General features: G+C 72.5%; 19 protein-coding genes. 9 read left to right on the top strand and 10 right to left on the bottom strand.

The window, feature by feature from the left end:
• The first annotated feature begins 26 nt into the window (after positions 1-26).
• Positions 27-908, top strand: coding sequence for a YhjD/YihY/BrkB family envelope integrity protein (locus OG406_RS03750; protein WP_329183926.1), 882 nt, complete (start codon positions 27-29; stop codon positions 906-908).
• Positions 909-969: 61 nt separating this feature from the next.
• On the opposite strand, the gene OG406_RS03745 is transcribed toward OG406_RS03750, so the two are convergent.
• Positions 970-3,036: a SpoIIE family protein phosphatase gene (locus tag OG406_RS03745; RefSeq protein WP_327407908.1), complete on the bottom strand. Its 2,067-nt coding sequence runs from the start codon at positions 3,034-3,036 to the stop codon at positions 970-972.
• 331 nt (positions 3,037-3,367) lie between these two features.
• Between OG406_RS03745 and OG406_RS03740 the strand changes: the two genes are divergently transcribed.
• On the top strand, positions 3,368-5,833 hold the full coding sequence (locus tag OG406_RS03740) for a SpoIIE family protein phosphatase (RefSeq protein WP_329183924.1): 2,466 nt from the start codon (positions 3,368-3,370) through the stop codon (positions 5,831-5,833).
• 6 nt (positions 5,834-5,839) lie between these two features.
• Here OG406_RS03740 and OG406_RS03735 read toward each other — a convergent pair whose 3' ends face one another.
• From OG406_RS03735 to OG406_RS03725, 3 genes are all read right to left on the bottom strand, one after another.
• Complete coding sequence (locus OG406_RS03735; protein ID WP_329183922.1) at positions 5,840-6,343, bottom strand: three-helix bundle dimerization domain-containing protein; 504 nt, start codon at positions 6,341-6,343, stop codon at positions 5,840-5,842.
• A 392-nt stretch (positions 6,344-6,735) separates the two neighbouring features.
• On the bottom strand, positions 6,736-7,188 hold the full coding sequence (locus tag OG406_RS03730; RefSeq protein WP_164375333.1) for a phospholipase: 453 nt from the start codon (positions 7,186-7,188) through the stop codon (positions 6,736-6,738).
• A gap of 153 nt (positions 7,189-7,341) precedes the next feature.
• Positions 7,342-7,767, bottom strand: a complete 426-nt coding sequence (locus OG406_RS03725) for a contact-dependent growth inhibition system immunity protein (protein WP_329183921.1) — start codon at positions 7,765-7,767, stop codon at positions 7,342-7,344.
• A gap of 306 nt (positions 7,768-8,073) precedes the next feature.
• On the opposite strand from OG406_RS03725, the gene OG406_RS03720 reads away from it, so the two are divergent.
• Complete coding sequence (locus tag OG406_RS03720) at positions 8,074-8,673, top strand: cysteine hydrolase family protein (RefSeq protein ID WP_266618883.1); 600 nt, start codon at positions 8,074-8,076, stop codon at positions 8,671-8,673.
• Between the two features lie 10 nt (positions 8,674-8,683).
• The gene (locus OG406_RS03715) at positions 8,684-9,595 is read left to right on the top strand and encodes a GlxA family transcriptional regulator (RefSeq protein WP_267049570.1); all 912 of its coding nucleotides are present in this window, start codon (positions 8,684-8,686) and stop codon (positions 9,593-9,595) included.
• Between the two features lie 16 nt (positions 9,596-9,611).
• Here the strand turns inward: OG406_RS03715 and nhaA are convergent, their stop codons facing one another.
• Positions 9,612-11,513: a Na+/H+ antiporter NhaA gene (gene nhaA, locus OG406_RS03710; protein ID WP_329190638.1), complete on the bottom strand. Its 1,902-nt coding sequence runs from the start codon at positions 11,511-11,513 to the stop codon at positions 9,612-9,614.
• A 155-nt stretch (positions 11,514-11,668) separates the two neighbouring features.
• Here nhaA and OG406_RS03705 point away from each other — a divergent pair, with 155 nt between their 5' ends.
• The 4 genes from OG406_RS03705 to OG406_RS03690 all read left to right on the top strand — a co-directional run bounded on the left by OG406_RS03705 (position 11,669) and on the right by OG406_RS03690 (position 15,959).
• Entirely contained in the window at positions 11,669-12,268 is a 600-nt protein-coding gene (locus OG406_RS03705; protein ID WP_164375337.1) for a molybdopterin-dependent oxidoreductase, read from the top strand.
• Positions 12,238-12,993, top strand: a complete 756-nt coding sequence (locus OG406_RS03700) for a ferredoxin reductase (protein WP_326841502.1) — start codon at positions 12,238-12,240, stop codon at positions 12,991-12,993. Before OG406_RS03705 ends, OG406_RS03700 begins: the two co-directional genes overlap by 31 nt.
• Position 12,994: 1 nt before the next feature.
• The gene (locus tag OG406_RS03695; protein ID WP_164375339.1) at positions 12,995-13,315 is read left to right on the top strand and encodes a DUF6510 family protein; all 321 of its coding nucleotides are present in this window, start codon (positions 12,995-12,997) and stop codon (positions 13,313-13,315) included.
• A 256-nt stretch (positions 13,316-13,571) separates the two neighbouring features.
• Positions 13,572-15,959: an excinuclease ABC subunit UvrA gene (locus tag OG406_RS03690; RefSeq protein ID WP_266850341.1), complete on the top strand. Its 2,388-nt coding sequence runs from the start codon at positions 13,572-13,574 to the stop codon at positions 15,957-15,959.
• 200 nt (positions 15,960-16,159) lie between these two features.
• Here the strand turns inward: OG406_RS03690 and OG406_RS03685 are convergent, their stop codons facing one another.
• The 5 genes from OG406_RS03685 to OG406_RS03665 all read right to left on the bottom strand — a co-directional run bounded on the left by OG406_RS03685 (position 16,160) and on the right by OG406_RS03665 (position 25,323).
• A complete protein-coding gene (locus OG406_RS03685) occupies positions 16,160-19,552 on the bottom strand; it encodes an AAA family ATPase (RefSeq protein ID WP_329183918.1) in 3,393 nt (1,130 codons plus the stop codon).
• Positions 19,553-19,825: 273 nt separating this feature from the next.
• Positions 19,826-21,052 carry a cytochrome P450 gene (locus OG406_RS03680; protein ID WP_329183917.1) on the bottom strand — a complete coding sequence of 409 codons (1,227 nt, stop codon included), beginning with the start codon at positions 21,050-21,052 and terminating at the stop codon, positions 19,826-19,828.
• Positions 21,053-21,162: 110 nt separating this feature from the next.
• Positions 21,163-23,481: a protein translocase subunit SecD gene (gene secD / locus OG406_RS03675; RefSeq protein WP_329183915.1), complete on the bottom strand. Its 2,319-nt coding sequence runs from the start codon at positions 23,479-23,481 to the stop codon at positions 21,163-21,165.
• A gap of 226 nt (positions 23,482-23,707) precedes the next feature.
• Positions 23,708-24,373: a response regulator transcription factor gene (locus OG406_RS03670; protein ID WP_326841498.1), complete on the bottom strand. Its 666-nt coding sequence runs from the start codon at positions 24,371-24,373 to the stop codon at positions 23,708-23,710.
• Entirely contained in the window at positions 24,370-25,323 is a 954-nt protein-coding gene (locus OG406_RS03665; protein WP_267049576.1) for a HAMP domain-containing sensor histidine kinase, read from the bottom strand. Before OG406_RS03665 ends, OG406_RS03670 begins: the two co-directional genes overlap by 4 nt.
• Before the next feature lie 374 nt (positions 25,324-25,697).
• On the opposite strand from OG406_RS03665, the gene OG406_RS03660 reads away from it, so the two are divergent.
• Positions 25,698-26,027 carry a TraR/DksA family transcriptional regulator gene (locus OG406_RS03660; protein WP_326841497.1) on the top strand — a complete coding sequence of 110 codons (330 nt, stop codon included), beginning with the start codon at positions 25,698-25,700 and terminating at the stop codon, positions 26,025-26,027.
• Positions 26,028-26,058: the final 31 nt, after the last annotated feature.

The following is a 26,058-nucleotide window of genomic DNA, read 5'->3' as shown; positions in this document are numbered from 1 at the left end:
CGTTCTGGCTGCGTCCCGCGTTCGCGTTGCGCGTCCTCAACCGCTTCCAGAAGATCGTCGGCTTCGACCGCTCGATGGCCCTGGCCTCCAGCGCGCTGACCGCGGTGATCCCCCTCAGCATCCTCTGCGGCGCCGTCCTCAGCAGTTTCTCGGACTACGACGCCGCCGAACGGATCATCAAGCGCTACGGCCTCACCGGGCAGGGCGCCGAGGCGGTCAGGTCGCTCCTCGCCCCCGCCGACGGCACCAGCGCAGGCGTGGGCATCTTCGGAGGCATCTTCCTGATCATCTCCGTGCTGAGTTTCGCGCGGGCCACCCAGCGCCTCTTCGAACAGACCTGGCAACTGACCCCGCTCAGCGTCCGCAACACCCGGAACGGCCTCGCGTGGATCCTCGCGCTCGCCTGCTACACGGCCGTCACCGGCTGGATGCACGCGACACTCGGCGGAAAGCCCCTGGGCGTGGTGGCCTCGGTCTGCGAAGTGCCGGTGAGCATCGCCTTCCTCGTGTGGAGCGGCACCGCCCTGTCGGCGAAGCGGATCCCCTGGCGCGACCTCCTGCCCTTCGGCGTCACGGCCGCCGCGCTCACGGCCGTCTACTCGGTGGGCGCCTCCATCTATCTCCCGCGTCTGTTCAACTCCTACGCCGCGCGCTACGGAGCGGTCGGCGCCGTCTTCGCGATGATCTCGGCGCTCTTCGCCGCGATGTTCGTCATCGTCGCGTCCGCCGCGCTGGGGCGGGAGATGCGCGACGAACTGGTCCGGATCCGGGCGGGCGACCGGCCGTCCGACGACGAGATCCGCCGCCAGTGGGACAGCGTCGTGGACCAGGCACGCTCCCGCTGGCGCTCCACCCGCGACCAGGTCTCCCACCGCCGCTCCAAGGACGAGAAGAAACGGCAGCCGTAGCACCGGCGCACCACGCCCGTGCCCCGGCCTTCGCCGGCGCGCCGCGCGTCTCCACGGCCGGCTAGGTCGCCCGTGCCACGAGGAGGGCCACGTCGTCGTGGTCGTCGGAATTGCGCAGGCCGTACAGCAGGAGGTCGCAGAGTTCCTCCAGTGGCCGACCCGGTTCGTCGAGGAAGCTCAGAAGGACGTTCAGGCGGTCGTCGATGGGGTGCAGGCGGGTCTCGACGAGACCGTCCGTGTACAGGACGAGGACATCGTCGGCGGCCAGGTCGACCGTCGTGGTCTCGAAGGGGATGCCGCCGACGCCGAGCGGGGCGCCCGGCGGCAGGTCCAGCAGCACGGGAGCGGTGCCGGGACGGGCCAGCGCGGGCGGCATGTGCCCCGCGTTGGCCACGCGGCACTGCCGGGTGTGCGGGTCGTAGACGGCGTACAGGCAGGTGACGATGTAGTGCTCCAGATCGCAGGTGATCTTGTCCAGGTGCTGGAGCACGTCGCCGGGATCGAGGTCGAGGTCGGCGTACGCGCAGGTGGCGGTCCGCAGCCGGCCCATGGTGGCGGCCGCGTCGATCCCGTTGCCCATGACGTCACCGACGACCAGGGCGGTCCTGTCGTCCGACAGCGGGATGACGTCGTACCAGTCGCCGCCGACCTCACTGGTGGCCTGGGCCGGCTGGTAGCGGGACGCGACCTCCAGGCCGTTCAGGTTCGGCGGGTGCTCGGGCAGCAGGCTGCGCTGGAGGGTCACCGCGGTGTTGCGGACGCTCTGGAACCAGCGGGCGTTGTCGATGGCGACCGCGGCACGGCTCGCCAGCTCCGTCGCCAGCACGACGTCGTCGTCGTCGAAGGGGACCGGGTTACGGGTGCGCTTGAGGTCGAGGGCACCGAGCACCTCACCATGGGCGATCAGCGGGACCGCGAGGTACGAGTGGACGCCGGCCTGTGCCAGCAGGGAACTGGCCTGGGCGTCCCGGGCGATCCGCGGCAGATCCTGCTCACCGACGTGCCGCACCAGGACCGGCCTGCCGGTGTGCACGCACAGGGTCACCATGCGGTCGCCCTCGTAGGTGGCCAGGTCGCCGGGCGGGTCCGCGGCACGCAACGCCACCGTGGGATGGGACGCCTTGAGCGCCAGCGCGCGGAAGAACTCCGGGCCGTTGTCCGGACGGCGCATCCGGCGGCACGCCAGCGCCGAGTCGAGCACGTCGACGGCGACCACGTCGGCCAGCTCCGGGACCGCGATGTCCGCCAGCTCGCGGGCGGTCTGGTCCACCTCCAGCGTGGTGCCGACCCGTGTCGAGGCGTCGGCGATCAGCGCCAGACGACGGCGCGCCCGGTCGGCCTCGGCGGCCGCGCGATGTCGCTCCGTGACGTCGACGACCGAGGCCGCCGCGCCCAGCACGCGCCCGCCCGGGTCCTCCAGCCGGTAGAACGAAAGGGACCAGGCGTGCTCGTGCTCGGGATCCGCCGGCGGGCGCCCCACGTGGTACTGGTCGAGCAGCGGAGTGCCGGTGGTCAGCACCTGACGCAGCGCGGACTCGACGGTGTCGACGTCGGGGAACGGCAGCGTCTCCCGCAGATGCCGCCCGATGTGGTCCTCCGCCGGGATGCCGTCGATGCGCTCCAGCGCCGGGTTGACCATGAGATAGCGCAGGTCGGGGTCCATCAGGGCCAGACCGATGGGGGACTGGTTGATCAGCTGCTCGCACAGCGCGAGGTCGGTCTCCACCCGTTGCAGCAGCGTGTGGTCCGCCGCGATACCGAGGGCGTACACATCACCGAGGTCGTCCAGGAGCCGCATGTTGCGGAACTCCATCAGGCGGGTGCTGCCGTCCTTGTGCCGGATGGGGAAGGCGCCGGCCCAGCTCCGGCCGGTCGCCAGCACCTCGGCGAACAGCTTCGACACGGACTGGAGGTGCTCGGGGTGGATGATCAGACGCGCCGCGTACTTGCCGAGGACCTCCTCGGCCGTGTACCCGATCAGGTCCTCGGCCTGCGGGGTCCAGAACACGATCCGGCCCTCGGCGTCGAGAACCATCGCGGCGACGCTGAGGACGTCCAGCAGCCCGGTCGGCCGGCTCGCGTCGGGGTCGTAGCCCCCGCTCTCGGACTGCAAGGAATCGGCTGTCATCCCTGGCCCTCCTCCACCGGCCGGCGCGGCGTGCCGGCTCTGTCGCCGGTGTAGCGCACGTCGGCCCTTACCCCGGCTCTTCCATGCTGCGCCCTGACACCGGTCATGCCCACTCCAGAGCGCCTTCTTGGCATGTACGGGGCCGAGCGCCCGGTGTGTTCCGGGCCGGGGGAGCGGCCCGCGCGGGGGCCACCGACGCGTGTTCGCGGGGCCACGCCCCGGCGTGGGGCGGCCCGGCGTCCTCCCGCACCCGGCACCCCGCACCGTGCCCTGCGCCGGGCCGTGCACAACACGCGGACTAGCAGGAACATGGCTGTAGAGGATGAGCTGCATGGACTCCGCACAGGAAGGTTCCGACGCGTCCGTGTCCGAGGGACCGGGCGCACCTCTCGACGCGTCGACCGACGCCGCGGTGGTGGTGTCCGGCGACGGGGTGCTGATCGGCTGGACCCGCGCCGCCGAGGCCCTGCTCGGATACCCGGCGGCCGAGATGATCGGGACCTTCGCGGGCCGTCTGCTCGCCATGCCCCGGGACCCGATCCGCGTGGCCGGCATCGCCGACCGCTGCCGCGCCGGCATGGGGTGGAGCGGCTCCGTCCCCCTGCGCCGCAGGGACGGGCGGCCCGTCGAGGTGGACCTGCGGGTCTCCGCGGCGTTCGGCATCGACGGCCGTGAGTGCTTCCTGGTGTCGGCGCGGGACCAGCGCCGGCGATGGACGGCCGACCCGGCCTTCCTCGACCGGTTCGTGACCCGCGCGCCGGTCGGCATGGCCGTGCTCGACCTGGACCTGCGCTACGCGTGGATGAACGACACCCTGGAACACCTGGGCGGCGTCCCCCGCGACCAGCGCCTCGGGCGCCGCCTCACCGAACTGCTGCCCGGCCTCCTGTCGGAGACCATCGAAGGGCTGATGCACAAGGTCCTGGCCACCGGCGACCCCGTCATCGACTACGAGTACCTGGGATGGAGTTGGGCCGACCCGTACCGCCAACACGCCTACTCCACCTCGTTCTTCCCCCTGCTCGGAGCCGACAACTCCTTCACCGGCGTGTGCTACACGGTCCTCGACATCACCGAGCGGTGGAACGCCCGGGAGCTCCTGTCCCTGGTGAACGAGGCGGGCACCAGCATCGGCGGCACCCTCGACGTCCTGCGGACCGCGCAGGAACTCGCCGACTTCGCGGTGCCCCGCTTCGCTGACTTCGTCGTCGTCGACCTCCTGGAGTCGGTGCTCAGCACGGAGGGGCACGGTGCCTGGCTGTCCGACGCGGGGCCCGCCTCCGTCACACCGGAGATGCGGCGCGCCGCGATGAGCTCGGTGCGCGAGGGATGCCCGGAGGCCGTCGCCCGGATCGGGGACCGTGCCGACTTCCTCCCGCCGCCGCACGACGTCCACCTGCTCACCGAGGGCGAACCGGTCCTCCTCTCCGTTCTCGACCCGGCCGACGCGCTGTGGCTCGCCGAGGAACCCGAGCGGGCGAAGAGCATCCGCCGCTTCGGCCTGCACTCCCTCATCTCCGTGCCGATGAGGGCCCGCCACACCGCCCTCGGCCTCGCCACGTTCGTCCGCTCCCTCAACCCGGTCTCGTTCCTGCCCGACGACGTCCTGCTGGCCCGCGAGGTGGTGGCACGGGCGGCCCTGTGCGTCGACAACGCCCGCCGCTACACCCGGGAGCACACGGCGGCCGTCACCCTCCAGCACAGCCTGCTGCCCCATCCCCCGACCGGCGGAACAGCACTGGACATCGCCTCCTCCTACCTGCCCGCCGACCCGACCGGCGGGGTCGGCGGCGACTGGTTCGACGTGATCCCGCTGTCCGGCGCCCGCGTCGGCCTGGTGGTCGGCGACGTGGTCGGCCACGGCATCACCGCCGCCGCCACCATGGGCCGCCTGCGCACCGCCGTACAGACCCTCGCCGACATGGAACTGCCCCCCGACGAACTCCTGGCCCACCTCGACGACCTCGTGCTCCGCCTCAGCGAGGAGAAGACCCATGACGAGGCGGCCGGACGGAACGGATCCGCGTCCTCCTTCCTCGGAGCGACCTGCCTGTACGCCGTCTACGACCCTGTCACCCGGTGCTGCACGATGGCGCGGGCCGGACATCCGCCACCCGTGGTCGTCGGACCCGACGGACAGGTCTCCTTCCCCGAGCTTCCCGCCGGCCCGCCGCTCGGTCTCGGCGGGATGGCCTTCGAGGCGCACGAGATCGAGCTGGAGGAGAACAGCCTGGTCGGCCTGTACACCGACGGCCTGGTCGAGGGCGACCACGACATGGAGCAGGGCATGGCCCGGCTCGGCGAGCTGCTCGCAGGCCCGGACCAAGACCTCGAAGCCCTCTGCTCGGCGGCGGTCCGCCAACTCGTCCCCGTGCCGCAGCCCGACGACATCGTCCTGCTCCTCGCACGCACCCACACGCTGGGAGCCGACCGGGTCGTCTCGTGGGACGTCCCGGTGGACCCCGCGGCCGTGTCCGACGTACGGGCCCGGGCCACCCGCCGCGTCGAGGAGTGGGGCCTGGGCGACCTGGCCATGACGACGGAACTCATCGTGAGCGAACTGGTCACCAACGCGATCCGCTACGCCGAGCCGCCCATCCGACTGAGGCTGCTCCTCGACTCCCGGCTGACCTGCGAGGTCGTCGACGCCAGCAGTACCGCCCCGCGACTGCGGCACGCCCGCAGCACCGACGAGGGAGGCCGCGGCCTCTTCCTGGTGGCGCAGCTCTCCCTGCGCTGGGGGGCCCGCCACACACCCGAGGGGAAGGTCATCTGGGCCGAGCAGGAGATCCCGTGAGCGGGCCTAGAGCTCGAGGCCGGGGGCCCCGGTGGCCGGCCCCTGGTCGCTGACGACGCGGAACGCGGTCGCGGCGGCGGGCACGGTGCCGGGAGGGGCGGCGGGTGCGGACAGCGACGGCGGTTCCGGGGAGGTGGCGCCCTCGCGTTCGATGGCGGCGAGCAGGTTCCGGGCCCGGCGCTCGACCAGGATCGGAACGTACGTCCTGATCTTCGCCTCCCGGAACGCGTCGTGGGCCGCGGTGACGGTGTCGTCGACGACGGACGCCTCGATCGTGGGGTGAGCGGCCTTCAGCCGTGTCGCCAGCTGGACGAGCGTGGCTCTCTCGTCCTGCGAGCGGTCCCCGCGCCCGTCCTCATGGCCTGCCGCCGAACGGCCGTCGGCGGCCACGTCCTGCGCGCTCGACGGGCCGGGACCGTCCGTCACCCCGGTCGGCGGGGGCGGCGGCCCGTTGTGCCCGGCCGCGGAGGGTGCGGACGCCTCGGATACCCCCGGAACAGTGGATGCCATGGGTGACGTCGGTGCGACGGGAACCGCAGGTACTTCGTCGGGCAGGGGTGCCGAGTCGTCCGCCGTCATCGCTCACCCGCCCGCGCTCTCACTCGCCGATCAGCCGCCTCCCTCATTCTCGGCCCGTCCGCGCGAATGTGCCTGACGGGCGGTACCGGGCGGACAGGGAGGGGAGGGCGAGGGCGAGGAGGTCGGAGCAGCGGCCCGACCGCCGCATCGGCCGGCGCGAGGACGGCGGGGCTGATGCGGGTGGTCGCGGTCGGGCCGGAGGCTTCTGACCGGGTGGTACTCGTCAGGCAGCGGCACGCCTCGGGCGGGAGCGCACCCATGAGGTCTGACGGAACTGACGGAACGCCACAACCGTTGCGTCAGGCTGGACTTGGTCCTCGATGTCAGCCGAGGGCCTTGACCGCCTGGTAGTAGGTCCACGCGGTGCTGGTGCAGGCGGTCTTCGTCGCGCCGCTGTAGGCGTTGCAGACCCGCTTGAGGTCCTCGTAGAGGGCGCTGTCGAGACGGGACTTGTTGGCGTCGAAGGATCCGGCGGCCTTGTAGTTGCGGTAGCCGAAGTCGTGACGGGCGCAGGAGGTGGAGAAGGGGAAACCGAAGGGGTTGTCCGGCGAGGAGGAGCAGTAGTCGGTGGACCAGTCGAACGAGTACGCCGACCAGGCGGCCTGATTCGAGCGTGCCGCGGCCCAGAGGTTGTAGCTCGACGCGCTCGTCTGCGTCCAGCTGGACAGGATCTGGGGCTTGTCGGCAGGAGCGGCGGTGGCCGTGCCGGCGGTCGCGGTGACAGCGGCCAGCGCCATGGTCGAGGCGGCAAGGCCGGTGGCGAATCTACGGTGCATCCCACACCTCCACGAAGGTGCCGCCCGGTTGGGCAGCAGGTTCATGACAAGATGATCGGTGGAGTGATCCCGCTTGCCTAGCCGTCGGCGCTCAACAATCAATGAACTCAAGTAGTTTTCGAGTCGCCGGAACCTGAACTGCCCTTTTCCCGCTCAGGGTTGTGTGGCGCTCCTCCCGCTGAACCGGGCGAGTTCCTCGGCCGAGCCCCGCGGCAGCTCGGCGATCTCGGCGTCCGGCAGGGCCGCGATCACGCTGCTCAGCCGCGTACGCAGATCAGGAACCAGGGCCCAGGCCGACTCCGACGCCCCCACGGCCGTGAGCAGGAGGTCACCCGGATAGAACGTCGCGTCGAGCAGCGGCTCTTCGAGCAGCAGAAGCGCCGCCAGCGGGAGGGTGCAGTGCAGAGCCACCTGCTGCGCCACCAGCATGCGCAGGTCGCCCGGGCGCAGATCGCCGAGCTTGCTGTGCCGCAACCCGTGCACGGTCCGGACGAGCCGGGTGGCATCCGCGCCGGGTGCGGGCCATCGAGGAGGATCTACCTCGTCGAGCGTGCAGCCGAGGTGGAGCAGTGGGTTCATGGGGTCATTCTCCTGGTCGCGAAGGGGCATCGATCAGGGCATGACGCAGGAGGGTGGCGGTCGTGAAGGCGGCGGGGTCACGGGGCTGTCCGCGCCGGTGTGGTGCGGGTCGGGTTCGACCCCGCCCCGGCGCGTTGCCGCTCCAGTGCGGCCGTGCACGCCGTGCGGGCCGGAGAGTGCGCGGCTCGACTCCTCGTCGGGGTCGCAGGAGTCGAGGGCGGTCTGTGGGGCTCGTGACCGGATCGGTCCGGGGGTGGACCCGATGAGGCCTGTCGCCGCTGTGTCCGCGCCCGTCAGAGTGGACCCATGAGCCGAGCACTCGTCGTCATCGACGTCCAGGAATCCTTCCGCGCAGGCCCGCTGTGGGAGACCATCTCCCGCCCGAAGATCGCGCACCAGGTGGACCGCCTCGTCCGCCTCGCCCGGCAGGCCGGGGACACCGTGGTGTGGGTACTGCACTCGGAGCCGGGCAGCGGCGGCGTGTTCGACCCCGCGCTCGGCCACGTCCGGCTGCTGGAGGAGCTCCACCGCGAGGAGGGCGAACCGCTCGTCCACAAGACCTCGCACAACGCCTTCACCACCACCAACCTGCAGCAACTCCTCACCGAACGCGGTATCCGCGAACTCGTCGTCTGCGGCATTCGCACCGAGCAGTGCGTCGAGACGACCACCCGCGTCGCGAGCGACCTCGGGTACCGGGTCACCTTCGTCACCGACGCCACGGCGACCAACCCCATCGCACACCGCGACGCCCCCGCCGGACAGTCCGTGGCCGAGCTGCTGGCCGACCCGCGCACCCTGAGCGCCGAGGAGATCGTCCGGCGCACCGAGTACGCCCTGGCCGGACGGTTCGCCACCATCGCCACCGTCGACGAACTGGAAGCAGCGGCCGGCTCTCGGGCATGATGACCGGATCGTGAGCCACATCGTCTTCTTCCTGGTGCCCGGAGTCCATCTGCTGGACCTCGCGGGACCCGCGCAGGCCTTCTCCACGGCCGCCGACTTCGGGCACCCCTACACACTCCACTACGTCGCCGAGCAGCCGCAGGTCCCGACGGCCCAGGGCCTGCCCCTGGTGACCCGGGTCGACTGGCCCGAGCTGGGCCCCGAGGACCTGATCGTGGTCCCCGGCTGGCGCGCGCTCGACCTCGCCGACGCACCCGCCATCGGCGAGCCGGCGCTCCGTGTCCTGCGCGACCACCACGCCCGGGGCGGCACCGTAGCCAGCGTCTGCGCCGGAGCCGACGCGCTCGGCCGGGCCGGCCTCCTCGACGGCCGCCGCTGCACCACGCACCACGACGTCCAGGACGAACTCGCCCGCCGCTACCCCCGGGCGGTCGTCGTCCGTGATGTGCTCTACACCGCCGACGACCGGGTGGTCACCTCCGCCGGCATCGCCAGCGGGATCGACCTCGCCCTGCACCTGGTCGCCACCCGGCACGGCCCCGCCGTCGCCGCGCAGGTGGCGCGGGACATGGTCGTCTACGCACGGCGCAACGGCAACGAACCGCAGGCCAGCACGATGCTCCGCCACCGGTCCCACCTGGACGACACTGTGCACCGAGCCCAGGACCTGCTCGACACCCGGTTCGACCAGGCACTGCCCCTGCCCGACCTGGCCGCCGCCGTCGGGGTGAGCGAACGCACCCTCACCCGCCTCTTCACCCGGGCGACCGGCGGCCTCACCCCGCTGCGCTACCAGCAGGCCCTGCGCCTCGAACGCGCCGAGCACCTCATCAGCCACGGCCTCACCGTCGACGCCGCCGCCCACGCGGTCGGCTTCGAGGACGCCCGCATGCTGCGACGCCTGCGGGCCCGTACCGCCTGATACGTCGTCGGCCCCCTCAGTCCTTGCGGCCCGCCCCCGTCAGCGACGCCCGCTGGCGCGCCGCACGGACCGCCGCCGTCAGCGAGGCGATGTCGTAGGCGCCGTAGTGGCGGCGGCCGTTGACGAAGAACGTGGGCGTGCCCGAGACGCCGCTGAGGTCCGCCGACTCGACGTCCATCGCGACCCGGGGCGCACCCGCGCGGGCCCGCAGGTCGTCGCGGAAGCGGTCCGCGTCCAGGCCGACGTCGGCGGCGTAGCGCAGCAGATCCTTCGGGAGCAGGTCGCCCTGGTGGGCCATGAGGAGGTCGTGCATCTCCCAGTAGCGGTCCTGGTGGGCCGCGGCCTCGGCGGCCTCCGCGGCGAGCTGCGCGTTGGGGTGCACGTCGGTGAGCGGGAGATGCCGCCACACGTAGCGGACGTCACCGAAGTCGGCGAGGAGTTCGCGCACCACGGACTCGGCGAGACCGCAGTAGGGGCACTCGAAGTCGCCGTACTCGACGAGCGTCACCGGCGCGTCGAGCCGGCCGCGCACGTGATCGCGCTCCACGTCGACGGGTTCGCTGAGGTCGACGATGGCCTCACCGGTGCCGAGCAGGGCCCGCGCACGGGAACGCGCGTTCAGCGCGCCGATCAGCAGCGTGACGATCCACGTGAGCAGGAACGAACAGGCCACGGCCGCCAGGATGCCGATCTTCGCCTGCTCCAGACGGTCGCCCTCGAAGGCCAGCGACGCGATCAGCAGGGCCACGGTGAAGCCCACCCCGGCCAGCGTGCCGCCCGCCGTGATGGCGCCCCAGCCCACGGGCGGTCGCAGCCGTCCCCGGCTGGCCCTCGTGGTGAGCCAGGTCGCGCCGATGATGCCGACCGGCTTGCCGACCACGTAGCCGAAGAGGATGCCGAGGGTGACGGGCGAGGTGAAGGCGTCGGCGAGCTGCCCGCCGCCGAGGGTGATGCCCGCGTTGGCGAGCGCGAAGAGCGGCACGATGACGTAGCTCGTCCAGGGATGGAACATCTGCTGGAGCCGCTCGTTCGGCGACAGCGTCGAGGCGAGCCCGCGGCGCACGGTCCGTTCGAGCTCCGGCGTGGGCTGCTCCCGGAAGCGCCGGAACAGACTGCTCGCATGCTCCAGGTCGCCGCGGTCCGCGGCGTACGCGTAGGTCAGCAGGCCCATCGCGAGACCCGTCACCACCGGGTCGATCCCGGACTTGAGCAGCGCCACCCAGATCGCCACGCCCAGGACCCCGTACAGCGCGGGGACCCGCCTGCCGACGGTCTGGCGCACCAGCAGGACGAGCACGAACAGGCCGAGTGCCGTCAACAGCGCGGGCAGCTCGATCGCGTCGCTGTACGCGACGACGATGACGGCGAGGGCCAGGAAGTCGTCCACCACGGCGACGGTGAGCATGAAGACCCGGAGATTGTTCGGCAGCCGCGACCCGAAGATGGCGAGCATGCCCAGCGCGAAGGCCGTGTCCGTGGACATGGCCGCACCCCAGCCGTGCGCGTCGGAGCCGTGGCCCGCCGTGACGGCCAGATAGATGGCCACCGGCACGATCATGCCGCTCACCCCGGCCAGCAGGGGCAGCGTGACCCGGCGGCGTTCCCGCAGCTCGCCCAGGTCGAACTCGCGGCGCGCCTCCAGACCCACGACGAAGAAGAACAGCGTCATCAGCCCGCTGTTGATCCACTCGCGCAGATCCAGCGACACCCCGCCCGACCCGATGCGCACGGACAGCTCGGTGCCCCACAAGGACTCGTACGAGCCCGGGCCCATGTTGGCCCAGACCAACGCCGCCAGGGTGGCGGCGAGCAGCACGGCCGCGCTGCCCGTCTCCGTCCGCAGAAAAGCGCGCAGCGGACTGCGCGGCTCCGTTCCGCACAGACTCTGGCCCGACAGGGACGACGACTCGGATGGCATGGTCACCTTCTGATTCTCACCCCGGACCGGATCGGTCCACACGCCGCCACCCGGCAAGCGGTGCTCCCATGTGCGCGTACCCGCCGACCGTGCGGACGTCGGCCGGGCGCGGGAGAATCGACACGTGCGCATCCGGACAGGAAGGGCGTGGCACCGTGGTCACCTTCTCACCCGGCTTCCGGGGACGGCCGAGAACCTCCGACGGGCGGCTGCCGCCCGGACAGTACGAGGCCTACGACTTCCCCGTGCTGTCCGCCGGACCCACGCCCCGGGTCAGCCGCGACACCTGGCAGTTCACGGTGACCACCGAGACCGGCGCCGAGCACACCTGGTCCTGGACGGACCTCATGGGCCTGGCCTCCGAGCGGCCGACCGTGGATCTGCACTGCGTCACCAAATGGTCCAAGTTCGACACCCACTGGCAGGGCGTCTCGCTGGACCTCCTGCTCGCGGACGTCGAGACGGCCGCCGAGTTCGCCCTGGTCCACGCCTACGGCGGTTACACCACCAACCTCCCCCTGGAGGACCTGCTCGACGGCCAGGCGTGGATCGCCTACGGCTACGACGGCGAGGACGTGCCGCCCGAGCACGGCGGCCCCGCCCGGCTGCTGGTGCCGCACCTGTACCTGTGGAAGTCGGCGAAGTGGGTGCGCGGGATCCACCTGCTCCTGGACGACGAACCGGGGTTCTGGGAGAGCGCCGGCTACCACGACTACGGAGACCCATGGCGCGAACAGCGGTACCAAGGCGACTAGGCGACCGGCTGCGCTGGCGGGCGGCCACGCTGACGGAGCGACGGCAGGAGACACCGGCCGCGAGCACCCTGTTTCTGGACGTTCCCGGCTGGCCCGGACATCTTGCCGGCCAGCATGTGGACGTGCGGCTGACGGCCGCCGACGGCTACAGCACCCAGCGCAGCTACTCGATCGCCTCCGCACCGGGTGCCGAGCAGGTCGAGCTCACCGTCCAGCGCGTCGAGGACGGCGAGGTGTCGCCGTACCTCGTCGACGCGTTCGCTGCCGGTGACGCGGTGGAACTGCGCGGGCCGGTCGGCGGCTGGTTCGTGTGGCGCCCGGAGCAGACCGAGCCCGTCCTCCTCGTCGCCGGCGGCTCCGGACTCGTCCCGCTGATGGCGATGATCCGCGCACGCCGTGCCGTCGGCGGCCGGTCGCCGTTCCGGCTCATCTACTCCGTGCGCACCCCGCAGGACCGGCTCTACCAGGACGAACTGCGCCACACCGACCCGGGCCTGGACGTGGCGTACGTCTACACCCGCACCGCCCCCGAGGCCTCGCGGCGCCCGCCCGGGCGGCTGCGCGCCGAGGACCTCGTGACGTCCGGGTGGCCCTCCGACTTCGAACCGACCGTCTACGTCTGCGGGCCCACCGGCTTCGTCGAGTACGCGGCCGACCAACTGGTCGGACTCGGGCATGCCCCCGGACTCGTCCGTACCGAACGCTTCGGTCCCAGCGGAGGCTGAGATGACCACGCTCCCCATCGACGCACCGTACGACGCCTACGACGACGACGCCCACGAGGACGGCAACGTACTGGCCGGTCCCCTCTCCGAAGTGTTCGCCGTCGACCTGACCGTGGCGGTCGCCACCTGCACCGGCTGCGGCAGCGCGGGACCCGTCGCCCGGCTGCGGGTCTACGGCCGCGGGCCCGGACTGATCGCCCGCTGCCCGGACTGCGCCCACGTCGTCCTCCGGCTCGTCCGCGGCCCCGGTACCGCCTGGCTGGACCTGCGCGGAACCGTCAGCCTGCGCATCGCACTGCCCGACGCTCTCCCCGACGCGTAACGCGTCCACCGTCCCCCACCACGGCCGGTCAGGATTCGAGAAGCGCACAGCAGCGGGCCTCACCTAGCCTTGCTCCCCGGGCGTCGTCACATCGCGCGCGCCGGCTTCGTCAGGGTGGTGGACGGAGGTTCCCGCCCGCGCCCGCGCGGACGGAACCGACGCGACAGTGCCCGGCAGCGCGGCCGGGGCTGGTTGGATCGAGCCCGGCGATGCCGACGGAGACCGCGCAGGCGGCCGCCCGAGAGATGGAGAGACGATGAGCAAGGCCACGAGGACGGACCCGCAGCCGTCTGCGCCGCACGGTGCCGACAGTCACGATCTGATCCGCGTGCTGGGCGCGCGGGAGAACAATCTCAAAGATGTCAGCATCGAGATCCCCAAGCGCCGGCTGACCGTCTTCACCGGCGTGTCCGGCTCGGGCAAGAGCTCGCTGGTGTTCAACACCATCGCCGCGGAGTCGCAGCGCCTCATCAACGAGACCTACAGCTCCTTCGTGCAGGGCTTCATGCCGACGCTCGCCCGGCCCGAGGTCGACGTCCTCGAAGGCCTCACCACCGCGATCATCGTCGACCAGCAGCGGATGGGCTCCGACCCCCGCTCCACCGTCGGCACCGCCACCGACGCCAACGCGATGCTGCGCATCCTCTTCAGCAGGCTCGGCAAGCCGCACATCGGCCCGCCGAGCGCGTACGCCTTCAACGTCCCCTCGGTGCGCGCGAGCGGCGCCATCACCGTCGAACGCGGAGACAAGAAGACCGTCAAGGCCACCTTCAACCGCACCGGCGGCATGTGCCCGCGCTGCGAGGGCCGCGGCACCGTCTCCGACCTCGACCTCACCCAGCTCTACGACGACTCCAAGTCCCTCAACGAGGGCGCGATCACCATTCCCGGGTACGGCTCGGACGGCTGGAACATGCGCCTCTACAAGGAGTCGGGCTTCGTCGACCCGGACAAGCCGATCAGCAAGTACACCAAGAAGGAACTCCAGGACTTCCTCCACCACGAACCGACCCGGATGAAGATCGCCGGCATCAACATGACGTACGAGGGGCTGATCCCCCGCGTGCAGAAGTCGATGCTCTCCAAGGACAAGGAGGCGATGCAGCCGCACATCCGGGCCTTCGTCGACCGCGCGGTCGCCTTCACCACGTGCCCCGAGTGCGACGGAACCCGGCTCAGCGAGGGCGCCCGGGCGTCGAAGATCAAGCGCATCAGCATCGCCGACGCCTGCGCGATGCAGATCAGCGACCTCGCCGACTGGGTCCGCGCTCTCAAGGAGCCCTCGGTGGCGCCGCTGCTCACCGCGCTCCAGCAGACCCTCGACTCGTTCGTGGAGATCGGCCTCGGCTACCTCGCCCTCGACCGGCCGGCGGGCACGCTCTCCGGCGGCGAGGCGCAGCGCGTCAAGATGATCCGCCACCTCGGCTCGTCCCTCACCGACGTCACCTACGTCTTCGACGAGCCCACCGCGGGTCTGCACCCGCACGACATCCAGCGCATGAACGAACTGCTGCTGCGCCTGCGCGACAAGGGCAACACGGTGCTCGTCGTCGAGCACAAGCCCGAGACCATCGCGATCGCCGACCACGTCGTCGACCTCGGACCCGGCGCCGGTACGGCGGGCGGCTCCGTCTGTTTCGAGGGCACCGTCGAGGGCCTGCGGACCGGGGGCACGGTCACCGGCCGCCACTTCGACGACCGGTCGTCCGTCAAGGAGACCCCGCGGGAGGCGACCGGCACGCTGGAGATCCGCGGCGCCTCGGCGAACAATCTGCGTGACGTCGACGTGGACGTCCCGCTCGGCGTGCTCGTCGTCGTCACGGGCGTCGCGGGCTCCGGCAAGAGCTCGCTCGTCCACGGGTCGATCCCGGCGGGCGAGGGCGTCGTGTCCGTCGACCAGAGCCCGATCCGCGGTTCACGGCGGAGCAACCCGGCCACGTACACCGGCCTGCTCGACCCGATCCGCAAGGCGTTCGCCAAGGCCAACGGGGTGAAGCCGGCCCTGTTCAGCGCCAACTCCGAGGGCGCCTGCCCGACGTGCAACGGCGCGGGCGTCATCTACACCGACCTCGCGATGATGGCCGGGGTGGCCAGCCCCTGCGAGGACTGCGAGGGCAAGCGGTACCAGCCGTCGGTGCTGGAGTACCACCTCGGCGGCCGCGACATCAGCGAGGTGCTCGCCATGTCCGTGGACGAGGCCGGGGAGTTCTTCGGCGCGGGCGAGGCGGCCACCCCCGCGGCACAGCGCGTCCTCTCCCGGCTCTCCGACGTCGGGCTCGGCTACCTCACGCTCGGCCAGCCGCTCACCACGCTCTCCGGCGGTGAACGGCAACGCCTCAAGCTGGCCACGCACATGGCCGACAAGGGCGGCGTGTACGTGCTCGACGAGCCGACCACGGGGCTGCACCTCGCCGACGTCGAGCAGTTGCTCGCGCTGCTCGACCGGCTCGTCGACTCCGGCAAGTCCGTCATCGTCGTCGAACACCACCAGGCCGTGATGGCGCACGCCGACTGGATCATCGACCTCGGCCCCGGTGCCGGTCACGACGGCGGCCGGCTCGTGTTCGAAGGCACCCCGGCCGACCTCGTCGCCGCCCGCTCCACCCTCACCGGAGAACACCTCGCGGCCTACGTCGGCGGCTGAACGGCAAGGGCGCGCCCGGGCCCGGCAGCTCACTGCCGGGCCCGGGCAGGTCTCCTCCGTAACTTTGCGGAGCACGAAGAGGAGGCCCTCGCCGTCCGGGGTCCCGGGACAGCAAGCAGGTGAAGAAATCGGGTGGTTGCCGAGATTTCTGAGCATTCAAGCACCTGGACAGCGGCCTGAGAAGTGGGCCATTGGGGACTTCACGGGCGAATGTGGTTCACCAGTTCTCTTCCGGCGGGATAGGGGAGTGCCGCCGACAGCGACTCCGCGGTGTCGAAGGCCTGATGGGCCTCGGTGACGTGGCCGAGGGCGGCGAGCGCGGCCGCATGGGCGATACGGGCGTCCGCCTCGGCCAGCCGCTCGCCCGCCTCGCACGCCCGGGCCGTCTCACGGGCCGCCAGCTCGGCGGCTCCCCGGCCGTCTCCCGTACCCAGCCGTGCCCAGGCGGTCAGGGGCGCGGCCCCCGTCGTGGCCGCGTCGGGCTCGGTCAGCAGCTCCAGGGCGGCTGCGGGGCGCCGTCGGCGCAGCAGCAGTTCGGCGCGTGCCAGCCGTACCTCGTGCAGGGCCTGCTGATCACCCTGCCCGTTCGCCGCGTCCGCGGCCCGGGCGAGCAACTCCTCCGCGGACGGCGCGGTCTCGGCGTCAGGGCCGGCGCCCGGCCGCATCCGGACGCGGGCGAGGGCGGCCAGCGCGTACGCCGTCGACCAGGTGACGGCCCCCTGCTGGCGGTCGTCGTCCACCGCGGCCTCGGCCAGTGCGGCCGCCGTCCCCGGTTCTTCGAGCAGAAGATGCAGTTCGGCGAGGTTCGCGCGCTCGAAGGCCGCCGCGGTCGGATCGCCCGAGCGCTCGGCGAGTTCGAGCGCGCGGTGGCCGGTCCGGGTGGCCTCCCGCAGCCTGCCGGAGCGGCGCGCGTGCTCCCGCAGGACGGAGAGGACCGACGCCAGCACCTGAGGATCGCCGTACGCCTCCGCGTGCGGCAGCGCCTCGTCGGCCACCGGCCGCGCGTCACTGAACCGGCCCGCCAGCGCGAGTGCCGTGGCCTGCGCGGTGAGCGCCCTGGCCAGCAGACCCCGCCGTTCCGGGCCCGTCACCCGCTGGGCGGCCTCGTGCGCGGAGCGCGCCGCCTCGACGGCGTCCGGATAGCGCCCCGTCACGAAGCACAGCACGGACCTGCCCAGATGATGGGCCGCCGCCGCGTCGGCGGCGGTACCCGGAGCGGGCGGTGACGCGTCGAGGAAGGCGAACCCCTCCGTGGCCGAACGCGACTTGGCGAGGACCTCGGCCAGCCGCGCCGCCGCCAGCACCCGGCCGTCGCCGTCCCCGCGCCGCCGCATGTCCTCCAGGGCCTCCCGCAGGATCAGGGCCGCGTCGTCGTAGCGGGCCATACGGCGCAGCACGGCGGCCCGGTCGATCCTGATCCAGGCAGCCTCGGCCGCCGCGGAGTCGAGGCGCTCCGTCAGCTGCACGTAGTAGTGGTCGGCCGCGTCGTTGGCGCACAGTGCGGCGGCGCGCTCCGCCGCCCGGCGCAGGAACCCCGTCGCACGCGGGTCGTCGGCCAGCGTCAGATGGACGGCGAGCGTGTCCACCGCCTCGGGCCTGCGCCGCAGTACGGTCTCGGCGTACGCGGAGTGCAGCAGCCGGCGCCGGGCGGCCGACAGGCGTTCGTAGCAGGTGAGCCGGATCAGCGGGTGCCGGAAGGCGAGCCCGGGCGCGCCCTGGCCGTCGGTGACCACGTCGCGTTCGGCGAGCACGGAGGCCGCGATGGCCGCGTCCGCTCCCGCCGTGGCCTCGGCGGGCGACAGCGGCGGATGCAGACCGCCGCCCGCGACGTCGAGGACGTCCGAGAGGGCCGCGTCGCCGCCCGCCGCCGCGACGGCCTCCACCACCCGGCGCGCCGCGGGACCCAGCCGCGCCAGCCGCTCGGCGACCAACTGTCGTACCCCGTCCGGTGTTTGACCGCCCGCGTCGTCGGGAGCCGAGGCGAGTTCCAGGGCGAACAACGGGTTACCCAGGGACAGTTCCCATACCCGCTCGGGCGGCTCGTGTCCGGGCGGCAGGCCGAGGGTGTCGGCGGCGAGGGCGAGGCAGTCGGCCCGAGTGAGCCGCTCCAGGCCGACACGTTCGGCCAGGTGCTGCCGTACGAGGGTGTCCAGGACGGTGAGCCGGGGGTCGAACTCCGCGAGTTCCTCGGAACGGTAGGTCACGAGGAAGCGCCAGTCGGCGTGCGCGGCCGCCGCACGCCGGGCCAGATGGCTCAGGAGCTGCCAGGACCCCACGTCGGCGGCGTGCAGGTCGTCGAGGACGACGAGCACCGGTGCGGTCGTGGCGAGATCGTGGAGCATCGCGGCCGTCGAACGGAACAGCCGCTCGCGCTCCTCCTCCGGGCTGCGCTCGGCGGCCGCGCCGACCTGCCCCAGCGAGGGGAGCAGTGACGCCAGTTCGGGATGCTCGGTACCGGTCCGTGCCCGTTCGGCGGGCGGCCGTTCCGCCAGCCATCCGTCGAGCGCCTCGGCGAACGCGCCGAACGGGGTGTGACCCTCGGCGTCATGACCCGCACCCCACAGCACGGCCGTCCCGGAGGCGAAGGCCTGCCGCGCCGCTTCGAGAGCGAGCCGCGTCTTGCCGAGCCCCGCCTCCCCGCCGATCAGCCGCACGGGCGGACCGCTCGGCCGCAACAGGTCGTCGAGCGCCCGGCCGCGTCCGCGCAGCGGCGCGGGCACGGGGCCACGCAGGACGGCGGGCGGCAGGAAGGCCTGCCCGGCCGCGGTGGCCGGCCCGGCGGGGCTGTCCGTGTCGAGCGCCTGGAGGTGCAGCCGCTCGGTCACGGGGCCCGGGCGGATGCCGAGTTCGCCGTCCAGCGCCTGCCGGCAGGCGTGGAACTGGCGTATCGCCTGACGGCGCAGTCCCTGCCGCAGACTGGCCCGCATCAGGAGCTGGTGGGCACGTTCCTCGGCGGGATGCTCGTCGAGGACCTGCCGCGCCGTGGCCGCGGCCTCCTCGGGCGCGCCGTCGTCGAGGAGCGCCTGGGCGAGCGCGAGGCGCAGCCGGTCGCGCAGCCCGGCGAGCCGTTCACGCAGCGCCTGGGCCCAGTCCGCGTAGCGGTCCTCGGGCAGGAGCTCACCGGTGAACGCGTCCAGCGCGGCCGCCAGTCCGGGGGCGGTCGGCGTGCGCAGCGCGTCCTCGGCCAGCCGCTCGGCATGGTCGGTGTCGATCCACACGGTCCCCGCGTCCAGGCGCAGGAGAGCGCCGTCGGAGACGAGGTAGGAGGAGGCCCTGCGGGGGGCGAGTTCGGGTTCGAGGGCGCGGCGGGCGGCGTGCAGGGCGACCCGCAGGCTCCCCAGGGCCTGCTGGGGATCGGCGTCGGGCCAGCACACCTCCGTCGCCTGCTCGCGGTGCAGGCTGTGTCCGGGCGCGACGGCGAGGAGCTTCACCAGGGCCTGCGCGCTGGGCCGCGGCCAGCGCTCGGCGAGCGCGGGCCCACCGTCACGTGTGACGTGAAAACCGCCGAAAAGGTGCAGGCGCAGCAGTGGGGGAGTGCCGGCCGACCCCTCGGTGGGGTGACCTGGCGGCTGGTTCGTGTAGTGCTCACCCATGAGCGCGTCACTCTAGACGGCCTGGCAGGAGAGGTGCGCAGGTACCCCGGTGACGGCCCGGGGCGGATCGTGCGGAGGGCCCCGTGCGGCGTGGCCGCGGTCGACGTTCGTCGGCCTGGTGTCCCGCGTCCACCGGGACGGGGTCCTCTGTCGCGCACCCGCCCCGCCCGGGCGAACCGGAGCGAGGGTGTCGCGGCCGGTCACCGCCGGCGCGGCGCGGATGCGGCGTGGGCAGGGCTCCGGTCGGGCCGGCACGGAGCCCTGCCGCCCGTGCTATCCGGCCGCCGCGTCGAAGACCACCGGCAGCGACCGCGGGCCGCGGGTGAAGACGCCCTGCTCCGCGGGGTCGAAGCCGTCGGCGAGGCGGAGGCCGGGCAGGGCGTCGAGGAGCTGGTTCACACCGGTCTCGACTTCCGCCTTGGCGAGGAGCGCCCCCACGCAGAAGTGCCGCCCGAGGGCGAAGGCGAGATGGTCCGCGGCGGCGGTGAACGCGGACGTCGTGCTCAGGTCGTCGCGGAAGATGTCGAAGCGGTCGGGCTCGCGATAGCGGTCCCCGTCACGGTTCGCGGAGCCGATCAGGCACGTCACGGTGGCACCCGCCGGGATGACACCACCGGAGACCTCCACCTCCGTGGCGGACTGCCGCATGATCATGTGGACCGGAGGGGTGTAGCGCAGCGTCTCGGCGAAAGCCGCCGCGATCAGGGTGCGGTCCTCCCGGACGGCCGCCAACTGGTCCGGATTGCGCAGGAGGTTGGCGAAGACGCTCGCGATCGCCTTGTCGGTGGTCTCGCCCCCGGCCGCCAGCAGCAGACTGCAGAACGCCTTGATGTCCTCGTCGCTCATCCGCACGCCGTCCACCTCGGCGGCGCACAGCACGGACAGCAGATCCTCGCCCGGGCTCTCCCGCCGCGCGCGGATCACCGGGATCATGTACTCGGCGAACTCGACCCTGGTGCGCTCGCCCGCCGCCGTCACCTCGGGATCGCCCGCGAGGTTGCCGAGGAACGCGATGACGGCCGTGTACCAGCCGTGGAAACGGGTGTGGTCGGCCTTGTCCAGGCCCAGCATGTCGGCGATCACGTCGACCGGGAGACGGGTGGCGTAGTCGCTGACGAGGTCCGCGGAACCGGAGTGTCGGAAGGCGTCGATGAGTTCGCGCGAGTTGCGCTCGATGACCGGCAGGAACTTCTCCTGCAGATCGCTGCCCCGGAACGCCGGCGCCACCAGCGCCCGCCGCACGGCGTGTTCCCGCCCGCTCAGCTGAAGGATCGTCCGGCCGTGCACCGGCTCCAGCTGCCAGTTGTAGTTGTCGGTCGTGAACTCGGCCTTCTTGTCCTTGAAGACCCGCTCGACATCCGCGTACCGCGAGACGATGTAACTCTGCATCGCCTCGTGCCAGATCAGCGGCTCCTCCTCACGCATCACCCGGTAGGCCGGATACGGGTTCGCGGCGAACTCGGGCGAAAGGATGTCGGGGGCCTGTCGTGCCGTGGACATGGAACTCCTCGAACTGGACGCCGGGGTCACTCCGAGCGTACTGATCACCCGACGAGTCGAACAGTCAACGTGTCCTCGAATCAGCGGTGTTGAGGAGACCGCCGCGCGCTTCATCGCTCGGCCGACGGCCGGGTGGGCGAGGGCGCGTCGCCCGCCGCGGGGAGCCGGCCGCCGAACTCGACGGCCAGCGGAGTGGCGACGAACATCGAGGAGTACGTGCCCACCGCCAGGCCGATGAGGAGAGCCAGGGCGAAGTCGGTGAGCGTGCCGCCGCCGAACACCGCCAGCGCCGTCAGGATGAAGGCCGCGCCCAGACCGGTGTTGACCGTACGCGGCAGCGTTTGCAGAAGCGCCCGGTCGGCCGTGCGGGAGAAGGGCGCCGTCCTGTCGAGGCGGCGCAGCTCCCTGATGCGGTCGAAGACGACCACCGAGTCGTTCACCGAGTAGCCGATGACGGTCAGGAGCGCGGCGAGGAACACGCCGTCGACCGGCTTGCCCCACCAGGCGAAGACACCGAGGAGGATCACGACGTCGTGGGCGAGCGCGGCGACCGCCGAGGTGCCCAGCAGCCAGCGGAAACGGGCGGCAAGGTAGACGAGTTGGGCGGCGAGGGCGACAGCGAGAGCGATCACCGCGCCGCGTCGAAGCTCCCGTCCGAGGCTCGGGCCGATCGACTCGTCGCGCACCGTCTCGGCCCGGGGCGCCAGATCCTTCACCACCGCGCTGACGGAGGCCGCCTGCGCGTTCGTCAGCGGGCCCGTCCTGACGATGACCCGGTCGTTCCCGGCGCCCTGGACGACAGCGTGCGGAAAGCCGGCCTCGGCGAGCGCGTCGCGCAGCCGGTCGGGGGCGACGGGAGTCGTCGTGGCGTACTCGACGAGGCGGCCACCGGTGAACTCCACACCGAGGTCCAGGCCCCGCGCCGCCACCCCGGACGCGGCCAGTACGAGGGCGACCGCGGAGCCGGCCAGCCAGCGGCGCGGCGTACGCATCGGACGGGGATTCCAGCGCCGCAGGCCGTCGCGGACGTGGCCCGTGTGGGCGATGCCGGTGAGCCGTGGACGCCGGCGGGCCCAGGGGCGCCCCACCGTGTGCTCGGCGAGCGCGCGCGTGACGATCAGGGCGCTGACCATCGACGCCAGGACGCCGATGCCCAAGGTGACCCCGAAGCCGCGTACGGGACCCGAAGCGAGGAAGAAGAGCAGACCCGCGGCGATGAGGGTGGTGACGTTGGAGTCCGCTATCGCACTGAAGGCACCGCGGAAACCGGCGTTCAGCGAGGAGCGGGGCGTGGCACGGGCCCGGCCGGCGTGCTCCTCGCGGGCGCGCTCGAAGACCAGCACGTTGGCGTCGACCGCCATCCCGATGGCCAGCACGAACCCGGCGAGCCCCGGCAGGGTGAGCGTGGCGCCGACGGCGGCCAGCGCCGCGTAGGAGATCAGGCCGTAGCAGGCGAGGGCGATCGTCGCCAGAACACCCATGAGCCGGTAGGCGACGCAGATGAACAGCGCGGTCAGCGCCGTTCCGACGACCGCGGCCCACGCGCCCGCCCGGATCGCCTCGGCCCCGAGGGACGGCCCGACGACCCGCTGCTCGACGGTCTCCACCGGCACCGGCAGGGCACCCCCCTGGATGAGCAGCGCCAGCTCGCGGGCCTCGGTGCCGTCGAACGAACCGTTGATGCGCGTCGCCCCGCCGCCGATCCCGGAGCCGCACGAGACCGAAGGGTCGACCTGGGGGGAGGAGATGACCTTGCCGTCCAGCACGATGGCCACGCGGCGCGCGGGATCTCCCGCCGGGTGACAGGCCGCCTCGCCGGTCAGCCGGGCCCATCCGTCACGACCGGCCCCCCTGAAACCGACCGCGACGTGCCACCCGGCTCCGGTCTCTCCGTCGAAGAGGGCGTCCGCCGAGGCTATGTCCGCACCGGTCAGGGCCGGAGCCCGCAGGCGCAGCAGCGCGCCGGACTCGTCCGGCAGAACCTGCTGGTGAGGCCGCTTGGGGAGGGGCAGGGGCGTGTCGTCGGGGCCGGCGGCGATGCCGAGAACGGGGTGGACGGTGAGCTGAGCCGTGCGGCCGAGCAGGTCGGCCGCGTGCCGGGGGTCCTGCACACCGGGCAGTTCGACGACGATCCGGTCGCCGCCGGAGCGGACGACGGTGGCTTCGGAGACCCCGAGCGCGTCGACACGCCCGCGCAGCACCTCCACGGTGCGGTCCGTGGCGCTGGACCGGTCGACGGCTCCACCGTCCGGTCCGGCGCCTGTGTCCGCCTCCGCGTCGGCCGGCGAGGGAGGCCGGGTCTCCAGCACGATCTGGGTTCCGCCCCGCAGGTCCAGACCGAGCTGGAGGGGCACGGTCAGCGCCACGGCGAGGGAGAGGGCGACGACGGCGAGAGAGATCAGCGCACGGATGCGCGGGGCGCCGGGCACGGCAGGCCTCCGGTGGGTGGCTCGGGGTGGGTGGTCGGACGCGGGGGCCCGCGGCGGCCTCGGGCGGCGGACGGATCGGCACGGAGTGCGGCGCGGCCGGCGCCCAGGCGCGTCCCGGGGCATGACGCTTCGGCCGAGGAAGGCCTCAGAGCTCCGACGGGGGAGTGGGCGGCCGGAGCCCTGAGGCGGTCGGGGGGTGTCGGTTCGGCGCGGTCGCCGGGGAGGATCAGGGCTCGATGAGGCCCGAGCGGATCGCGTAGCGGGTGAGCTCCAGGCGGTCGCGCAGGCCGAGCTTGTGCAGCATGTTCGCCCGGTGCCGGTGGACGGTCTTGATGCTGATGAAGAGCATTTCGGCGATCTCCTTGGAGGAGTGGCCCTCGGCCACGAGCTTGAGGACCTCCTCCTCGCGGGGCGTCAGGACCTGGTCCGGGGGTTCCTCGCCGTCACGGAGGCGGTCCAGGTAGGTGCGGACGAGAGCGGTGACCGCGCCCGGGTAGAGGAAGGGCTCGTCGCGCAGGGCCGCACGGCACGCGTCCACGAGATCGCGGTCGGCCACGGACTTCAGCACATAGCCACTGGCACCGGCCTTCAGAGCCTGGAAGAAGTACTGCTCGTTGTCGTGCATGGTCAGCATCAGCACGCGCAGTCCCGGCTTCAGCGCGACGAGTTCCCGGGCGGCCTGGAGGCCGGTCATCCGGGGCATGGCGATGTCCAGGACGACCAGGTCGACGTCGTTGGCGCGGGCCAGCGCGATCGCCTCGGCCCCGTCCCCCGCCTCGGCGACCACCGTCAGATCCGGTTCCTGGTCGAGGATGAGCCGCACGCCGCGCCGCACCAGCGCGTGGTCGTCGGCGAGGAGGATCCGGATCACGGATGCGTCGGGCGTTGTCATGACTGCTTCCTCGCGTCGGGCACGGTCAGCCGGACCTGCGTTCCGGAGGCCGCCGAGGTGATGTCGAGCGTGGCCCCGATCAGCAGCGCGCGCTCACGCATCCCACGGATTCCGGCGCCCTCGCCGGCGAGGACACCCCCGTGGCCGTCGTCCGTGACGGCCAGCACGACCGTGCCGTCGTCCGTGTGCCGGAGGCTCACCTCGACCCGCGCGGCCTCCGCGTGCCGGGCGGCGTTCGTCAGCGCCTCCTGGGCCACGCGGTACAGCACCAGCTCCGTCTGCTGGTCCAGGTCGGGCAGGCCGGAGGCGAAGGCGCGCGACACCCGCAACCCGGTGTGGGTGGCGAACTCGCCGGTGAGCGAGGTCAGGGCGCTGACCAGGCCCAGATCCTCCAGGACGTCCGGCCGGAGCCGTCGTACCAGGCGGCGCACCTCGTCCAGGCTCTCCCGCGTGATCTCCTGCGCCTGCCGCAGCTCACCGCGCAGGGGTTCGTCCGCCTGGTCCGAGGAGCGCTTCAGGGACAGCAGGATCGCGGTCATGGTCTGGCCGACCTCGTCGTGCAGTTCCTGGGCGATACGGCGCCGCTCCGCCTCCTGGGCGAGGAGCACGCGGGAACTGCTGGCGGCACGCTCCTGTTCGAGGCGGTCCAGCATGGCGTTGAACGTACGGATCAGCTCGGAGATCTCACCGCGGCCCCGCTCGGGCAGCCGCTGTCCCGGGCGCAGGAGGTCGACGGTCGTCATCAGCTTCCTGAGCCGCGCCACCGGAGCCAGTCCGATCCGCAGCAGGGCCGCGTTGGCGACCAGCATCACGGCCAGACCGGCCACGAGGACGACCGCCTCGGTCAGCACGACCGGAACGGACACCGTGACCGGGGCCCACAGCAGCAGCGCGGTGGCACTTCCCAGCACCAGCGCGTTCAGCGCGAAGAGCCGCCAGAACAGGGACAACGGAATGACGCCTTTCTCACGAGCACGGTTCTGTCTCCACTGTCCGTCACCGCGCACCCGGACCGGGAATCGCGGCCGACTCGGCGACCGGCCCGGCGTCCAGCCTGCCCCGGAGCGCCCGCGGCCGTCGATGGGGTCCAATGCCCATTTCCGGCCCGCGCCCGCTGCCTCCACCGGCCCCGCCGGACGACCGCAAATGGGTACTGCGCCCGATGGGAATCCCCGGGGCGGAGCGTCAGGGTTGAGGACAGAACAAGAAACCGGCGGCCACGGACCTGCCCGCCGGGGACGCGATCCCCGCGTCCGCATCGGCCGCAGCCCACCGGCTCCGTCCCCAGCCCTTCAGCCCCGCAGTCCCCCAGGGAGGAACCGCCATGTCCCTCGACACGCCCCGGAACACGACTCGACGTCCCCGGACCCTGACGACGCACGAGGTGCGTCAGCGTCTCGAACACGAACGCAACGCCCGGCTCGCCCAGTTGCGCGCCATGGACGCGGCAGGGCCGGACGCGGAGGAGCAGGTGATGGCGGCGCAGCGGGACGTGGCCGAGCGGGTCCTCACCGAGATCGAGGACGCCTCCAGCCGTATCCAGGACGGCAGCTACGGCGTCTGCGTGGCGTGCGCACGGCCCGTACCCGTGGAGCGCCTGGAGATCCTTCCCTACACACGGTTCTGCGTCCCCTGCCTGCACGGCACCGGCTGAGAGCCCGGCCCGTGGGCGGAACCTCTTCCCG

The organism is Streptomyces sp. NBC_01428, from assembly GCF_036231965.1.
GTDB lineage: Bacteria > Actinomycetota > Actinomycetes > Streptomycetales > Streptomycetaceae > Streptomyces.
Note: the sequence above shows the minus strand (reverse complement) of the source record. Positions and strands in the feature narration are given on the sequence as shown.

Excerpts from the sequence above, each read along its gene's own strand:
- OG406_RS03730 (WP_164375333.1), bottom strand. The coding sequence starts at position 7,188 with ATGCACCGTAGATTCGCCACCGGCCTTGCCGCCTCGACCATGGCGCTG.
- OG406_RS03660 (WP_326841497.1), top strand. The coding sequence starts at position 25,698 with ATGTCCCTCGACACGCCCCGGAACACGACTCGACGTCCCCGGACCCTG.
- OG406_RS03690 (WP_266850341.1), top strand. The coding sequence starts at position 13,572 with ATGAGCAAGGCCACGAGGACGGACCCGCAGCCGTCTGCGCCGCACGGT.
- OG406_RS03720 (WP_266618883.1), top strand. The coding sequence starts at position 8,074 with ATGAGCCGAGCACTCGTCGTCATCGACGTCCAGGAATCCTTCCGCGCA.
- OG406_RS03680 (WP_329183917.1), bottom strand. The coding sequence starts at position 21,052 with ATGTCCACGGCACGACAGGCCCCCGACATCCTTTCGCCCGAGTTCGCC.
- OG406_RS03740 (WP_329183924.1), top strand. The coding sequence starts at position 3,368 with ATGGACTCCGCACAGGAAGGTTCCGACGCGTCCGTGTCCGAGGGACCG.
- OG406_RS03700 (WP_326841502.1), top strand. The coding sequence starts at position 12,238 with ATGGCGCGAACAGCGGTACCAAGGCGACTAGGCGACCGGCTGCGCTGG.
- OG406_RS03745 (WP_327407908.1), bottom strand. The coding sequence starts at position 3,036 with ATGACAGCCGATTCCTTGCAGTCCGAGAGCGGGGGCTACGACCCCGAC.
- OG406_RS03685 (WP_329183918.1), bottom strand. The coding sequence starts at position 19,552 with ATGGGTGAGCACTACACGAACCAGCCGCCAGGTCACCCCACCGAGGGG.
- OG406_RS03695 (WP_164375339.1), top strand. The coding sequence starts at position 12,995 with ATGACCACGCTCCCCATCGACGCACCGTACGACGCCTACGACGACGAC.
- nhaA (WP_329190638.1), bottom strand. The coding sequence starts at position 11,513 with ATGCCATCCGAGTCGTCGTCCCTGTCGGGCCAGAGTCTGTGCGGAACG.
- OG406_RS03670 (WP_326841498.1), bottom strand. The coding sequence starts at position 24,373 with ATGACAACGCCCGACGCATCCGTGATCCGGATCCTCCTCGCCGACGAC.
- OG406_RS03735 (WP_329183922.1), bottom strand. The coding sequence starts at position 6,343 with ATGGCATCCACTGTTCCGGGGGTATCCGAGGCGTCCGCACCCTCCGCG.
- OG406_RS03725 (WP_329183921.1), bottom strand. The coding sequence starts at position 7,767 with ATGAACCCACTGCTCCACCTCGGCTGCACGCTCGACGAGGTAGATCCT.